Source organism: Bacillus sp. z60-11, assembly GCF_046464135.1.
In the GTDB taxonomy this organism is placed as follows: Bacteria; Bacillota; Bacilli; order Bacillales; family Bacillaceae; genus Bacillus; species Bacillus sonorensis_A.
On the sequence record NZ_JBIYSN010000003.1, the window covers coordinates 326,570 to 340,670 of the forward strand.

Annotated in this window: 14 protein-coding genes; 9 read left to right on the forward strand and 5 right to left on the reverse strand. The window is 45.2% G+C overall.

What is annotated here, in order from left to right:
* Window positions 1-33 precede the first annotated feature (33 nt).
* The gene (locus tag ACINLD_RS11470) at window positions 34-408 is read right to left on the reverse strand and encodes a permease (RefSeq protein WP_256860276.1); all 375 of its coding nucleotides are present in this window, start codon (window positions 406-408) and stop codon (window positions 34-36) included.
* 287 nt (window positions 409-695) lie between these two features.
* Window positions 696-2,021 (reverse strand): M28 family peptidase, encoded by a 1,326-nt coding sequence (locus ACINLD_RS11475; RefSeq protein WP_409444380.1) that lies wholly within the window; start codon window positions 2,019-2,021, stop codon window positions 696-698.
* Window positions 2,022-2,236: 215 nt separating this feature from the next.
* Here ACINLD_RS11475 and ACINLD_RS11480 point away from each other — a divergent pair, with 215 nt between their 5' ends.
* The 6 genes from ACINLD_RS11480 to ACINLD_RS11505 all read left to right on the forward strand — a co-directional run bounded on the left by ACINLD_RS11480 (window position 2,237) and on the right by ACINLD_RS11505 (window position 8,031).
* The gene (locus ACINLD_RS11480) at window positions 2,237-3,004 is read left to right on the forward strand and encodes an IclR family transcriptional regulator (protein WP_026589208.1); all 768 of its coding nucleotides are present in this window, start codon (window positions 2,237-2,239) and stop codon (window positions 3,002-3,004) included.
* A 5-nt stretch (window positions 3,005-3,009) separates the two neighbouring features.
* The gene (locus ACINLD_RS11485) at window positions 3,010-3,963 is read left to right on the forward strand and encodes a sugar kinase (RefSeq protein WP_026589207.1); all 954 of its coding nucleotides are present in this window, start codon (window positions 3,010-3,012) and stop codon (window positions 3,961-3,963) included.
* 26 nt (window positions 3,964-3,989) lie between these two features.
* A complete protein-coding gene (locus tag ACINLD_RS11490) occupies window positions 3,990-4,637 on the forward strand; it encodes a bifunctional 4-hydroxy-2-oxoglutarate aldolase/2-dehydro-3-deoxy-phosphogluconate aldolase (protein WP_026589206.1) in 648 nt (215 codons plus the stop codon).
* Entirely contained in the window at window positions 4,634-5,782 is a 1,149-nt protein-coding gene (gene dgoD, locus ACINLD_RS11495; protein ID WP_026589205.1) for a galactonate dehydratase, read from the forward strand. Before ACINLD_RS11490 ends, dgoD begins: the two co-directional genes overlap by 4 nt.
* 60 nt (window positions 5,783-5,842) lie before the next feature.
* Window positions 5,843-7,174 (forward strand): MFS transporter, encoded by a 1,332-nt coding sequence (locus ACINLD_RS11500; RefSeq protein WP_026589204.1) that lies wholly within the window; start codon window positions 5,843-5,845, stop codon window positions 7,172-7,174.
* A gap of 116 nt (window positions 7,175-7,290) precedes the next feature.
* On the forward strand, window positions 7,291-8,031 hold the full coding sequence (locus ACINLD_RS11505) for a TIGR02206 family membrane protein (RefSeq protein ID WP_026589203.1): 741 nt from the start codon (window positions 7,291-7,293) through the stop codon (window positions 8,029-8,031).
* 318 nt (window positions 8,032-8,349) lie between these two features.
* Here the strand turns inward: ACINLD_RS11505 and ACINLD_RS11510 are convergent, their stop codons facing one another.
* The 3 genes from ACINLD_RS11510 to ACINLD_RS11520 all read right to left on the reverse strand — a co-directional run bounded on the left by ACINLD_RS11510 (window position 8,350) and on the right by ACINLD_RS11520 (window position 12,496).
* Window positions 8,350-10,524 carry an MMPL family transporter gene (locus tag ACINLD_RS11510; RefSeq protein WP_077736001.1) on the reverse strand — a complete coding sequence of 725 codons (2,175 nt, stop codon included), beginning with the start codon at window positions 10,522-10,524 and terminating at the stop codon, window positions 8,350-8,352.
* A 117-nt stretch (window positions 10,525-10,641) separates the two neighbouring features.
* Window positions 10,642-11,280: a two-component system response regulator YdfI gene (gene ydfI / locus ACINLD_RS11515; protein WP_077736002.1), complete on the reverse strand. Its 639-nt coding sequence runs from the start codon at window positions 11,278-11,280 to the stop codon at window positions 10,642-10,644.
* Window positions 11,273-12,496: a sensor histidine kinase gene (locus ACINLD_RS11520; protein WP_277691904.1), complete on the reverse strand. Its 1,224-nt coding sequence runs from the start codon at window positions 12,494-12,496 to the stop codon at window positions 11,273-11,275. The genes ydfI and ACINLD_RS11520 overlap by 8 nt, the downstream gene beginning before the upstream one ends.
* Before the next feature lie 270 nt (window positions 12,497-12,766).
* On the opposite strand from ACINLD_RS11520, the gene ACINLD_RS11525 reads away from it, so the two are divergent.
* From ACINLD_RS11525 to ACINLD_RS11535, 3 genes are all read left to right on the forward strand, one after another.
* Complete coding sequence (locus ACINLD_RS11525) at window positions 12,767-12,937, forward strand: hypothetical protein (RefSeq protein WP_142246068.1); 171 nt, start codon at window positions 12,767-12,769, stop codon at window positions 12,935-12,937.
* Window positions 12,934-13,110, forward strand: coding sequence for a hypothetical protein (locus ACINLD_RS11530; protein ID WP_142246069.1), 177 nt, complete (start codon window positions 12,934-12,936; stop codon window positions 13,108-13,110). Before ACINLD_RS11525 ends, ACINLD_RS11530 begins: the two co-directional genes overlap by 4 nt.
* A 121-nt stretch (window positions 13,111-13,231) precedes the next feature.
* Entirely contained in the window at window positions 13,232-14,095 is an 864-nt protein-coding gene (locus tag ACINLD_RS11535; protein WP_026589198.1) for a glycosyltransferase family 8 protein, read from the forward strand.
* Window positions 14,096-14,101: the final 6 nt, after the last annotated feature.

A 14,101-nucleotide genomic window follows, 5' to 3' on the forward strand; every position in this document is an offset into this window, starting at 1 on the left:
ATGATAAAGATCAGGAAACATATCCATCATCTTCTAATAAATTTTTGAGAATATCATAAATAAAATGCTGACTGTTGCAATAATAAGCGCACCAAGGATTGCAATCATGGTCTGCGCACTCAAGTTTATCAAGTTATTTGCTAGTAAGATAAAAAAAATAAACAGATATCCCATCAAAATAAAATAATGATAAAACATGGCTTTTTGTTTGATTAATTTATGGCGCTCATCATTTTTCTTAAATTGAGGATATAAATAACCTAATGTGAAAAACATGATAAATAAAGAAAAAGGCATAAAAGCCGTTTCGAAACCGAGTCTTCCATAAACCACACTACTAAAAAACTGATAGAGACTTAAAATCAACATCAAAAAACTCAATATGAAATAACCTAACCGTGAACTCATGATTTCCTCCATAAACATCTATATTTCGGCTGCTGTAGCTTCAAATTAGCTATTAGAGAACCGTTACATTCACCCGCTATTCTAGCGTAACGTAAAATGAGCTTTACGTAAAGGGAACTTTACAAAATAAGGCTCAAGGACCCAGACACCCTAGTGTCTGTGGAAAAGCCTCTCATCTTCTATGCGTAACCAGGACAAGCCTGTCTGGCTGGTGCCGCTATCCTCGGGTGGCGGAAATAAAAAATGGAACAGATCAATCCGATCTGCTCCATCCATAGATCAAAGAACTACTTTTCTTTTTTGACCAGGTCATAAATGGCCGTTCCGGCGATTTGCCCGGCTGTTTTCAGTCTGTCCTTGCTGATGTGTTCAATCGTGTCGAAAGGTGTGTGGTACCAGGGCTCCAATGCGCCAGTTCCCGGCTCTCGCCAAATATAATTGGCCGAGTCGATGCCCGCTTCATGGAATGGGACATGGTCGGATGAGCCGCCTTGGTTTAAATATAAAACATCTTTTCCAAGCTTCGCCTGAGCGGCGCGGCTTGATTGCCAGACGAGATTGGCCGAACCGTCAGGCGTGTTGATATAAAGCTGTGAGGCGTTTTCCCAGTTTGTTGCGACCATGTCGAGGTTGAAGTTGGCGGCGCTCCGTTCGATTTCCCGCTTTGACAGGTGCCCGACATAATAGCGCGATCCGACAAGCCCGATTTCTTCGGCTCCAAATGTAATAAAGCGGATTTCCTTATCAGCAGGCACATGTTTCATCAGCCGTGCGAGCTCCAGCACGGCTGATGTTCCCGACGCATTATCATTGGCTCCAGGCGCATCAGGCACACTGTCGTAATGTGAAGTCACATAGACGATCTCCGGGTTTTTCACTCCTTTTGGTTTGCGGACGCCGATGACGTTTTGCGAGGTTTGATTTGTAAAAGCCTTCAGCTGAAGTGTCGCTTCGCGTTCTGTGAGGAGCTTCTCACCGTCTTCCTTTTTGATACCGACAACCGGAATGTCGATTTGATTTCCGCTCAGGTTTGGCGTCAGCGGAACGAGGCTGTCGATGTTGTTATAAATAATAACCCCGGCCGCACCTGCATCAGCGGCGTTTTTTGCTTTCTCATAAAAAGTCAATTCTCCCCTTAAAATAACGGCAATTTTCCCTTTGACATCCGCCGTGAAGTCACCCGGAAGACCGAGTCCCGCCTCATAGAGGGGAGCGGTCAAACCCTCGGACGCTGTCGGTGCGGAACCGGCTGCCGGCCGCGCTGCGACCTTATTTCCATTGACGGTAAGGGTTCCTTCTAATCTATCCGGAATGCTGAATGTTTGTTTGCTTACTTTCAGGCCTGATTTTTTCATCTGTTTCGCGATATATTGAGCGCTCTTTTTTTCTTGGTCGGTGCCTGTCACACGGGGCCCGATTGTTTCGCTTAAATGATGGATGGTTTGGTAAGCGCGGTTTTCATTAAACTTCTTGGCGATCTGGTCCTTATCTTTCGCACTAACGGCTTTCGGTGCCGCTTGAACCGCCTTTCCTATATCGCCGGCTGCCGGAACGGAAATTCCGCCAAGCAAAATAGCTGCAGCAGCTCCGAAAATCATCAGTTTTTTCTTCATCATCAAGCCCTCCCCAATGTTTTTGTTTGCCTTCTTGAGAAGATATTCGCACCGGGGAAAGCAAATCCTGCCACCGCAGGATAAATGAGGCGATAGACTGGTAGTTTCAAGATTGAGAAAAACAAGGTTGACTCAGGACCCTCTTTCTGTTTAGAATACGTCCGATTAATCAGAATCCTGATTTTGAATCACATATGTGAATGATGGAGGTTGTCATGTCCGTAAAATCCGCCGTACGTGTGGTGCGTATATTTGAATTGCTGTCAGTTCATCCGGAAGGGCTGACGGTAAAGGAAATCAGCAGAGAATTATCGATGCCGCAAAGCAGTACCTTTCACTTGGCCACGACTCTTTTGGATGAAGGGTATCTTCAGCAGGATGATGTAAAGCGGTACAGGCTTGGGGCGAAGCTGATTCAAATTGGAACCGCTGCCATGGAGTCGATCGATATTTCGTCCCAGGGTGTTCCTTTTTTAAAGCAGCTGATGGATGGGGTGCAGGAAACGGTATTTATGGCCGTTTTGTCCGATGATCAGCTTGTCTACATCGCCAAAATCGACAATAACAGGTCGATCAGAACAACTGCACAGCCAGGGTCGCGGAAACCGCTTTATTGCACCGGGCTCGGCAAGGCATTTTTGGCTTTTATGCCGGAAGAACAGAAGAATCGGCTTCTTGACCGCATCGAGTTCATCCGTTTTACAAGGAATACCATCACCAACAGAACTTCGTTGGAACATCAGCTGCAGCGGTTTTTCAAACAAGGGTATGCCGTTGATGATGAAGAGAATGAAGAAGGCTTGTTTTGCCTGGCGGCGCCGGTATACGGGCCTGAGGGAGAAATGAAGGCAGCGATCAGCACAGCGGGACCAAAGGATCGCATGCTCGAAAGAAAGACTGTCATTGCCGAGCAGCTGCTCTATACCGCCGCGAAAATTACAGAAAGCATTGGCGGAAAGAAGCCCGTGCACAAAGGGGGATGATTCTGATGGATGTGATAAGCATAGGAGAGACAATGGTGCTGTTTACACCCAATGAAGACGGCCCTCTCAGATATGCGAGAAATTATACGACAAGGATGGCAGGTGCAGAAACAAACACACTGATCGGACTAGCAAAGCTTGGAATGGACACCGGCTGGATAACAAGGCTCGGAAAAGACGAGTTCGGAGCGATGATTCTCTCTTCGGTCAGGGGAGAAGGAGTCGATGTCAGTCAAGTGATGTTTGATGAAGAAGCGCCGACAGGGTTGTTTTTTAAGGAGAGAAAAAGCGCGGCTAAAGTCAATGTCTTTTATTACCGGAACGCTTCAGCAGCAAGCTTTTTGCAAAAGAGCGATATCGATGAGACATACATTGAGAAAGCCGGTTTTTTATACATCACGGGCATTACTCCGGCTTTAAGTGAAAGCGCTTCAGAAGCTGTTTTTTACGCCGTGGAACTGGCCAAAAAGCACAATAAAACCGTTGTGTTTGATCCGAACTTGCGACAAAAGCTTTGGGACGGAGAGAGGGCGAGGCAGACCATGCTTGATCTGATCAAACAGTCTGATATCGTTCTTCCGGGCTTGGGCGAGGGCCGCTTTTTATTCGGAACCGATGATGAGCAAAAAATGGCCGAAGCCATTCACAGGCTTGGAGCTGAAACGGCGGTCATCAAGCTTGGCGCAAAGGGCGCCTATTACTCAAGAAGCAAAGAAAGCGGGTATGCGGCAGGCTTCGACATTCAAAAGGCCGTAGATCCGGTGGGGGCGGGAGACGGTTTTGCAGCCGGTGTGTTGTCCGGGTTGATTGAAGAGCTTCCGCTTTGTGACGCAGTCCGGCGGGGCTGTGCGATAGGCGCCATGGTAGTGGCGGTGAACGGTGATATCGAAGGCCTGCCTGACCGTGACGCACTGTTTGCCTTTATGAAGCGGTCTGAAGAAGACGATGTCAGCCGATAAAACGTGGTAACGAAAGGGTGGGAGATATGCGTGTATTATCACAAATCGAAGACGAAAAAATCATTGCGATCATCCGCGGCTACAATCCGGAGGAGGCCGTAGGCATCGCCGGAGCCTTAAAAGCGGGCGGGATCAGGCTTGTGGAGATGACATTGAATTCCCCTCAAGCGATCAAAGCAATTGAAACTGTTTCAGAACGCTTTGGAGATGACATGCTCGTCGGTGCGGGAACCGTTCTTGATCCTGAATCGGCAAGGGCGGCGCTTTTGGCTGGAGCCCGGTTTATCCTGTCACCCGTTGTCGATGAAGAGACGATCAAGATGACCAAACGGTATGGAGCGGTGAGCATTCCGGGCGCTTTTACCCCGACGGAAATTTTGGCGGCTTATGAAAACGGCGGAGACATCATTAAAGTGTTTCCGGGAACGCTGGGGCCGGGTTATATCAAGGATATTCACGGGCCGCTTCCACAGGTTCCGCTGCTGCCGACAGGAGGAGTCGGGTTGGACAATATCGGCGATTATTTGGATGCCGGGGCAATCGGAGCGGGAATCGGCGGGTCGCTTGTTCCTGCGAATGAAGAGGTCAATGACGTGTTTTTAGAAAAACTGGCCAAAAAAGCGAAGCGCTTTGTTGAGGCCGTAAAACGGCAAAAAGGGGATGAACAGACATGAAAATAACAGGGTTCGAATGTTTTCAAATACCGCCGCGCTGGCTGTTTTTGAAAATTGAAACGGATGAAGGCATCAGCGGCTGGGGAGAGCCTGTGATTGAGGGCAAAGCTGCGACGGTAAAAGCAGCCGTAGGCGAATTAATGGAATATTTAATCGGCAAAGACCCGATGAACATTGAAGACCACTGGAATGTGATGTACAGAGGCGGGTTTTATCGAGGCGGACCGATTTTGATGAGCGCGATTGCAGGCATCGATCAGGCGCTTTGGGATATCAAGGGCAAGTTTTACAATGCGCCCGTGCACCAGCTGCTCGGAGGGAAGAGCAGGGAATCGATCAAAGTCTATTCATGGATTGGCGGAGACCGCCCTCAAGACGTCGGCCTCGCCGCAAAACAGGTGGTCGACAAAGGTTTTACAGCCGTCAAAATGAATGGCACAGAGGAGCTGCAATACATCGATTCGCATGAAAAAATCGATCAGGTGATCGAAAGGATCGCGGCTGTCAGAGAGGCGGTCGGACCTTATATCGGCATCGGCATCGATTTTCACGGCAGGGTGCATAAGCCGATGGCGAAAATGCTGGCAAAGGAGCTTGAGTCTTTTCGGCCGATGTTTATCGAAGAGCCCGTCTTGCCGGAAAACAACGAAGCGCTCCGCGATATCGCAAACCTCGTCTCGATTCCGATTGCAACCGGTGAACGGATGTTTTCAAAGTGGCAGTTTAAAAACCTTCTGACTGACGGTTTTGTGGATATCATTCAGCCTGATTTGTCACACGCCGGCGGAATTACCGAATGTAAAAAAATCCTGTCGATGGCGGAAGCATTTGATGTCGCGGCTGCCCCTCATTGTCCGCTGGGCCCGATCGCCCTGGCGGCATGCCTCCAGGTTGATGCAACATGCCACAATGCGTTTATTCAGGAACAGAGCTTAGGGATTCATTACAACAAAGGCACGGATTTGCTCGATTATATTGTCGATCAAGAGGTGTTTTTCTATAAAGACGGCTATGTCCGGATTCCAGACGGCCCCGGCCTTGGCGTTGAAATCAATGAGAGACACGTCAGAAAAATGGCTGAAATCGGACACAGCTGGCGCAACCCCGTCTGGCGGCACAGAGACGGAAGCGTGGCAGAATGGTAAAAAATGATACCGTTTTCATATGTTCGTGAAACAAATGATTGAGAAGGAGAGGGGCCAATCATGAAAGCAGCAAATATGAAAGAGAAGCCGACAAAGGTTCGTGTGCAGGTATTATTGTTTATTTTCGTTTGTGTTGTGATCAATTATATGGATCGAAGCAATATCTCTGTGGCAGCCTCTGCGATCGGTGATGATTTGAATTTGTCCGCGGTTCAGCTGGGATTGATCTTTTCGGCATTCGGCTGGGCATATTGTGCGCTGCAAATTCCGGGCGGCGGGCTTGTCGACCGTTTTGGCCCGCGGCTTGTTTACAGCCTTAGTTTGATCACTTGGTCGCTTGCGACATTGCTGCAGGGCTTTGTCCGGGGGTTTGGTTCGTTATTCGGCCTGCGACTCGCGACAGGTGCGTTTGAGGCGCCCGCGTTTCCAACGAATAACCGGGTGGTCACTTCATGGTTTCCCGATCAGGAAAGAGCTTCCGCGATTGCTTTTTATACATCGGGGCAATTTGCCGGTCTTGCGTTTTTGACGCCGGCGCTCAGTGCGATTCAGCATGTCGTCGGCTGGCGCGGCTTGTTTATTGTCACGGGGGCGGTCGGTATCATTTGGGGTGTGGTATGGTACATCTTTTATCGAGATCCAGAGCGGCACCCTAAGGTAAACAAGGCTGAACTGGACCACATTGAAAAAGGCGGCGGGCTTGTCCGTCGGAGTCAGTCTGCCAAGGAGGAAAAAACGGCGTTGACCTGGGAGCATTTCAAACAAGTGACAAGCCGGCGGAAGCTGTGGGGGATTTATATCGGCCAGTTCGCCGTTAACTCGACGCTGTGGTTTTTCCTGACATGGTTTCCGACATACCTTGTGAAATACAGGGGGCTTGGCTTCCTGCAATCCGGTTTTCTTGCATCGCTTCCTTTTTTGGCGGCATTTATAGGAGTTCTGTTGTCCGGTTTTCTGTCCGATTTCCTGATCAAAAGAGGTGTGTCCGCCGGAGTTGCCCGTAAAACACCGATCATCACGGGGTTGTTTCTGTCCGTTTCGATCATCGGCGCCAATTATGTCAATCAAACATCCTTGGTCATTTTATTTATGACGCTTGCCTTTTTTGGGAATGGACTGGCCTCGATCACTTGGGTGCTGGTGTCGTCTCTGGCGCCCAAGCATCTGATCGGGCTGACGGGCGGAGTATTTAATTTTGTCGGCAGCCTCGCGTCGGTTATCGTTCCGATTGTGATCGGTTTCCTGGCTGATGGCGGCAGCTTTGCGCCCGCGCTTGTCTTTATCGGCATTCTTGCCTTTTGCGGCGCCCTGTCCTACATCTTTCTGGTTGGAAAAGTCGAGCGCATCGAAATCAAAGGGGATGCTGTTGAAAACCGTGATCTTTCAATATAACGTTCTTGTAAGGGTGGCCGGATTTTCGGCCACCTTTTTTAAGTTTTTGGTGAATAATAATCGAGGCATGTCGCAAACTAACCATTAAAATATTTTGATGAAACAGGTGTTTGAGGATGGCGGCATATTTTCAAAAAGATTATCGGCTCGGGTCTTTTGAGCTTTTTTCAACTTCACATATTCTGACTTTACTGGTGATTGCGGCGCTTGGCGTTTGTCTGTTCGTATTTCGGAAGACGCTGCAAAAGCCCGAAATCAACCGGTTGATTCGCTATGGCTTTGTGACGGTTCTCGTGATTTCAGAAATCAGTTACCACTCCTGGTTCATTTTTGTGAGATCATGGACGCCTCGCTATTGTTTGCCGCTTCATTTAAGCGATCTTTCAGTTTATCTCATCATCATTCTGTTAATAACGAAAAACCTCAATTTGTTTAAATTTCTTTATTTTGCCGGTTTGGGCAGCGCTTTGCAGGCCATACTGACGCCTGACTTAGGAAGGTACGGATTTCCCCATTTCCGCTTTTTTGAATTTTTTATTTCCCACGGAATCGTCGTTCTCGCCTGCCTCCTGATGATAGCAGCCGAAAAGTATAAGCCGACGGTCCGCTCTCTCTGGGTCACGTTTCTTCTTGTCAATGTTTATGGCGCTCTCATTTTTTTGATCAACCGTTTGCTGAACTCGAACTATATGTACATGATGAAGAAGCCCGGCGGCGGAGCATCGCTGTTAGATGTGCTCGGGCCATGGCCATGGTATCTTTTATCAGCTGAAGCGGTCACGATTGTCTTCTTCTATCTTCTCTATTTGCCGTTTTGGATCGCCGGGAAGGTGAGAGAAAAAAAAGATCCTGCATGATCCTCAAGGTGAGGATATAATGCGCCTTTTCCATGGCTGATATTAGCGATAAACCTTTTCTATAAATAAACGTCCATATAGGGGTGGCCGTATCCCATTGGCCAAGTGAGACAAAATCGAAAGCATCAACTAATGATCATTCTAAAATTTGATCAATTTGAAACAAAATTCCATTCATATCGAAAATGAGTGATTGCGCCATAAGTGTCTCCTTTTTTACCTACCGACTTTATCTTCTAATTACGGCTATAGAATCGTTCACAGCATGATCAGGAATATGAAGCAAAAAAGCAGATCTCGTAAAAGATCTGCTTTCTATTACATACTGATTTGTTTCTTTTGTTCATAATCGATTTCTGGCTGTATTTCCTTCGTGAGTTGATGTCCTTCTATGTCTACATTCGGAATCATCTTGTCCAGCCATTTTGGCAAATACCAGGCTGCATTCCCCATCAGCTTCATCAGACTTGGAATCAGTGTCATTCGTACAATAAATGCATCAAAGAGCACACCAAAGGAAAGAGCCAACCCGTTGGCTTTAATAGAAGCTTCACCAGCAAAGATAAATCCTGCAAAAACGAATATCATGATCAGGCCGGCTGCGGTGACAACAGGACCGCTGTGTTTTAATCCAGCTTGAATCGCTTGTACTAGATTCTTTGTTCTCACATATTCTTCGCGCATTCTGCTTACAAGGAATACTTGATAATCCATCGCTAATCCGAACAGAATCCCAATGGATAAAATCGGCAGGAAGGCGAGTATCGGTCCTTTTTCAGGTATTTGGAACAAGTCGATGAGATTTCCGTCTTGTAAGACAAATACACAGACTCCAAGAGTGGCTGTCATCGTCAAAATGAAACCTGCAACCGCGACAAGAGGCACAAGCAACGAACGGAATACGATTGTCAGCAATACAAACGCAAAACCAACAATGAGTACAGCAAACACCGGTATCGCATCATTAAGGCGATCTGAAATATCAATATTCACTGCGGTCGATCCAGTGACGAGCAAATCTATCCCATTTTTATCTGATAAGCTGCGTACATCTTTTACCAAATCCTTCGTTGCTGCATCATTTGGACCTGTTTCAGGAACGACCGTAATGATGGCAAAGTTCCCTTTTTTATTAGGCATTGCAGGAGTGACACTCGCTACATGGTCTAGTTCCTTTATTTCTTTCACTGCGTCTGCGAAGGCTTCCGCTTTATTTTCTGTCACACTTCTGGCATCCGCTACGATTGTTAATTGACCATTAAATCCTTCTCCAAAACCGTCGGCAAGCAAGTCATAAGCCCGGCGATCTGGATTATCCTTCGCTTTCATCCCTGCATCAGGCAAGCCCAGCTCCAAATGCATAGATGGGATACTAATAACGAGCAAAATAAGAATGCTGCATACACTTAGCATGATAGGATTTTTTGTGACAAAGCGTCCCCAGCCATTTGTTTCAGCGCTTTGTTTTTCTTTGTTCTTGTTTGCTTTCGGAACCATCCGTTTCCCTGCTATCGACAAGACGGCAGGCACAAGCGTGATGGAAGCGAGAACAGCCATCAGTACACTAAGCCCTGCTGTCAGCCCCATTGCAGACATAAAAGGAATGTTAACGACAGTCAATCCGCAAAGTGCGACGATAACAGTAAGTCCGGCAAAAACGACTGCACTCCCAGCTGTTCCTGCAGCTCTCGCAATGGATTCATTTTTTTGTATACCTTCGCCTAAAAACTGGCGGTGCTTCGTAAAAATAAATAAAGCATAATCAATCCCAACTGCAAGGCCGATCATTCCGGCCAATGAAAGACTGACGGAAGCAATATCGAATACTTGTGTCCCAATCAAAACGAGTCCAATACTTACACCTAATCCAATCAGTGCTGTTAAAATCGGCAAACCTGCTATTAATAAAGAGCCAAACGTAATGGCCAAAACGACAAAGGCCAAAATAATGCCGACAATTTCAGAGATACCGCCTATCTCCATCTCAGCTCCCGGTACATCTCCGCTTAGCTCCGTTTGCAATCCCTCATCATCAGCCACTTTCAAACTGTCTTTTAAGTGTTTGATAGAGTCATCTTTTATATCATCTGCTGATGTTTTATACTTGATATCAGCATAGGCAACTGTGCCATCTTTCGCGATTGTTCCTGTCACAAAAGGACTTGCAATCGAGTCAACAGAACCATCTTTATCGATTTCCTTTAACGTATTTTCGATTGCTTTTTTGGCTGACTCTGCAGTCAGTTTCTCTCCATCTTCAGCACCGAAAATCACCCGTATGCTCCCTTTATCAGGGCCGTGAGGAAATTCTTTTTGAATGACATCCATCGCTTTTTCCGAAGGTGTGTCAGGTATGGACATATCCTCAGAAAAACTTGGTTTTAATGTGGTTGCAAGGCCTATCGATGCAACTAACACAACGATCCACGCGCATATAACTTTTAAGCGATTGCGAGCAACCCATCCTCCTAATTTATATAACATTTTTGACATGATAATCTCCTTTCAACACATTGCTTGATCATATTCCTTCTCATTGTAGTGGACAATGAAATAAAAAAAACGTACATTCGGACATGTACGTTTGGGCAAATTTCAAATTTGATATTATTAGTCTAATGTCAGAATACCTCTTTGCATGGCAATCGTCACTGCTTCAGTTCTTGAATTCGCGCCTAATTTATTGTAAATGGACGTTAGTCTAGACTTTACTGTTCGCTCAGAGACACCCAAATCAAAGGCAATCGCTTTGCTTTTAAGCCCTTTGGCAATGGCTTTTAGAACAATGACTTCCTTTTCTGTCAGCTGTGTATCACTGTGCTGCTTCTTCATCCGCTCTAATTGGATTTCTTGCAGACGTTTTAAGATATCAGGCTGCAATAGCACGTTTCCTCTTATTGCTGCATCCATCGTATGAAAAAGGGTTTCTGAACTTGTATCCTTCAATAGATATCCTTTCGCCCCTAATTCAATTCCTTCGATCATTAAGTGATCTTCATTATACGTAGTCAAAATAATGATGGGGATGTCGTGTTTTTCTTTTATTAGTTTAATGGCTTCTAACCCGCTCATCTCTGGCATATACAAATCCATGAGAATAATATCCGGTTTTAATTCATCTGCAAGGCGGACTGCTGCTTTGCCATTTTCTGCCTCTCCTATGATGATGTAGTGATCATTCGTTTCAATTAAAAGCTTCAGACCTTCCCTCACGACAAGATGGTCATCAACGATTAAAACCTTATTCATTTTGCATCTCTCCCTGAATTGGTACAGTAATCTCAATTTGTGTTCCTATAGATTTTTTACTCTTTATATTGAATTGGCCTTTCATTGCTCTGACGCGTTCTTCTATGCCGAGAAGCCCATAATGTCCTCTCTTTTTCTTGCCCTTTTCAACATCAAATCCTTTGCCATTGTCCTTGACAGTTAAATGGAGCCTCTGCTTATCATCGTCCCAAATGGATACCGAGATTGTTTCTGCTTCAGCATGCTTTGCTGCATTCGCTATGCATTCTCCAATGATGTAATAACAGTTTTCAGCTGTTCGAACGTCCGGCACTTGATCTAATCTGTAGTCTAAAAAACAAGCCATGCCTGTCGACTCTTGAAAATGATCCATTAATGAGGTAATTCTTTCTTTTAAAAAACCGATTTCTTCTGATTTGCTGCGCAGATCGTCAATCGCTGAACGTGCATCAGCTAATGTGCTTTTCACTCTATTCATAGATTGTTGAACGATTTCTTTTGCTCTCTCTGTGTTGTCTTTGGCGAGATGAACATGAATAGCGTCCAGCTGCATATTTAAACTGACCAGCCCTTGAGCAAGCGTATCGTGTAAGTCCCGGGCCATACGCTGTCTCTCGTTTTGCAGCGTCAGCTGTTCTACCTGCTGATGAGCCAGCTCCAGCCTTTCAAGAGTCAGCTGCGCTTTTATCTTTTCATCGACTTGGGAAAAAAATGTAGCGGCATATGTGATAGTCACGATCATAATAGGTACTGCTATGACAAGAAAATGCAAATATTCACCTTTGTGAATCTGATATACTACATTGATTGACAGCAGAAGCAATAAATAAAGGATGAGGAACGTCTTTCTTCTGTCTGCCATTCCTATAATCTGTCCAATCAAAAATGCATAAAGGCCAATGATGATCAGCACTAAGAAGCCAGGCATGATATTAGCAAGTGTAAAAGTGATCAGACCTTGTACTATGAAGTACAGAATCACCCTTTTCTTAACCCAGCGATATGAGTGCCAATGCAGCAAAACAAAGATGGCGGTCAATACTGTAAACACATTAAGCAATAAAATGGACCAGCTCCCATTCAGAAATTGCAGCACGATAGAGGCTACATAGATCATGAGAATAAAAGCCAGGCCCGGCACTCTGAGCGCAAGCATATTTAATGCCCGCCTATCATGTGAGTAGTACTTTTCTTTGAAAGGATTCCTTATCAGCAAACCTCATCCACTTCCTTTAACAGTTTAACCGAAAAGAGACTAATGAAAATCGATCCCATTTCATTGAACGTGCAACATACATTTATCCAATCATTTTATAGGAAGAAAAGGAACACAACAATACCAAGGTGCATTGAACCATTAGATGTTCCCAACATATGATCATTGCCCAAACGTACATATACATTCTGCCTTTATGTACGTATTATCTTTCCAAATTTACATTTAAAATAATGAGGAACTCACTATTCATTGAAGGAATGATCAACATTGAAATCGATTGATCTCATCATTCTATCATTAAAAAGAAAAGGAATCAGAACTGAGAAAGTGTTAAAAAATCAGTGCCCTGATCGATTAAGCAATGCGAACGAAAAAACAGACAAGCATCGAAACAAAAATAGTCAATCCAAGAACACGTGTAAAGAAAAAGAGGAATGAATATGTATTGGTTTTTAGGTGCTTTATTATATTTTCTCATCGGTACTTGTATATTCATTGGAGTCATTAGAGACAGTCACTCAGGCTCATGGATACTCCTTGCGTTAGCAGCCCCGCTCATTATTGTTGGCTATCCTTACTTTTATTTAAAGCAGCTTCTTGTCAAAAGATAGCCAAAATAGACGCCATACAATCTGAGGATCTTGCATGATCCTTTTTTTTTCGGCCTATCGACGGTGTTTATTTTTTGAAGAAAGGGAATAGAACAAAAAAAGAAAAGGAGATGGAAGACATATGAAAAGCGACCGAACCATGCATATTATTTCTTGTACAGACAATAACTACGCACAGCATTTAAGCGTGTTGTTCGCATCATTGCTGACGAATATGGATCAGAGGCGCGATGTGAAACTGTATGTCATCGACGGAGGGATTGAACCGGAGAATAAAAAGCGGCTGGAAGAGACGACCCTCCGATTCGGGGCTCCTATTACATTTCTTAATGTGGAAAAAAGCCAGTATGACAAAGCGGTCGAAAGCAGCCATATTACAAAAGCGGCTTACTATCGAATTTCCATTCCCGATCTGATTGATGACGAATCCGTTAAACGAATGATCTATGTCGACTGCGACGCCTTAGTGTTAGAGGATATATCGAAGTTGTGGGACAAGGACATTTCACCTTATTTCGCGGCGGCGGTTGAAGATGCAGGCCAGCATGAACGGCTGAAAAAGATGAACATCAGCGATGAAGCAAAATATTTTAACTCGGGCTTAATGATCATCGATATGGAAGCTTGGAGAAAAAACGACATTTCGAAAAAAGTCATCGAGTTTATCAATAACAACGATGAAGACATGTTTGTGTTTCATGACCAGGACGCGCTGAACGCGATTCTTTATGATCAGTGGCTCGAACTTCATCCGAGGTGGAACGCCCAAACACACATTATGTTAAAAGAAAAAACACCGGCTTCTCTCATCGATCAAAAGCGCTATATGGAAACAAGGGCAAATCCCGCAATCGTTCATTTCTGCGGCGGAAACAAGCCTTGGAATTCACAAACCTCACACCCGTACACCCGTCAATATTTTAAATATTTGCAGTCCACGGCCTTTAACCAGACGGACAAGTTGTCTAAAAACCATGTCAGCTAACATGCC

What these genes read in the sequence shown, in the direction of transcription:
- ACINLD_RS11505 (WP_026589203.1), top strand. Translation starts at nt 7,291, where the DNA reads ATGGCGGCATATTTTCAAAAAGATTATCGGCTCGGGTCTTTTGAGCTT.
- dgoD (WP_026589205.1), top strand. Translation starts at nt 4,634, where the DNA reads ATGAAAATAACAGGGTTCGAATGTTTTCAAATACCGCCGCGCTGGCTG.
- ACINLD_RS11470 (WP_256860276.1), bottom strand. Translation starts at nt 408, where the DNA reads ATGAGTTCACGGTTAGGTTATTTCATATTGAGTTTTTTGATGTTGATT.
- ACINLD_RS11535 (WP_026589198.1), top strand. Translation starts at nt 13,232, where the DNA reads ATGAAAAGCGACCGAACCATGCATATTATTTCTTGTACAGACAATAAC.
- ACINLD_RS11510 (WP_077736001.1), bottom strand. Translation starts at nt 10,524, where the DNA reads ATGTCAAAAATGTTATATAAATTAGGAGGATGGGTTGCTCGCAATCGC.
- ACINLD_RS11490 (WP_026589206.1), top strand. Translation starts at nt 3,990, where the DNA reads ATGCGTGTATTATCACAAATCGAAGACGAAAAAATCATTGCGATCATC.
- ACINLD_RS11475 (WP_409444380.1), bottom strand. Translation starts at nt 2,021, where the DNA reads ATGAAGAAAAAACTGATGATTTTCGGAGCTGCTGCAGCTATTTTGCTT.
- ACINLD_RS11485 (WP_026589207.1), top strand. Translation starts at nt 3,010, where the DNA reads ATGGATGTGATAAGCATAGGAGAGACAATGGTGCTGTTTACACCCAAT.
- ydfI (WP_077736002.1), bottom strand. Translation starts at nt 11,280, where the DNA reads ATGAATAAGGTTTTAATCGTTGATGACCATCTTGTCGTGAGGGAAGGT.
- ACINLD_RS11480 (WP_026589208.1), top strand. Translation starts at nt 2,237, where the DNA reads ATGTCCGTAAAATCCGCCGTACGTGTGGTGCGTATATTTGAATTGCTG.
- ACINLD_RS11530 (WP_142246069.1), top strand. Translation starts at nt 12,934, where the DNA reads ATGAATATGTATTGGTTTTTAGGTGCTTTATTATATTTTCTCATCGGT.
- ACINLD_RS11500 (WP_026589204.1), top strand. Translation starts at nt 5,843, where the DNA reads ATGAAAGCAGCAAATATGAAAGAGAAGCCGACAAAGGTTCGTGTGCAG.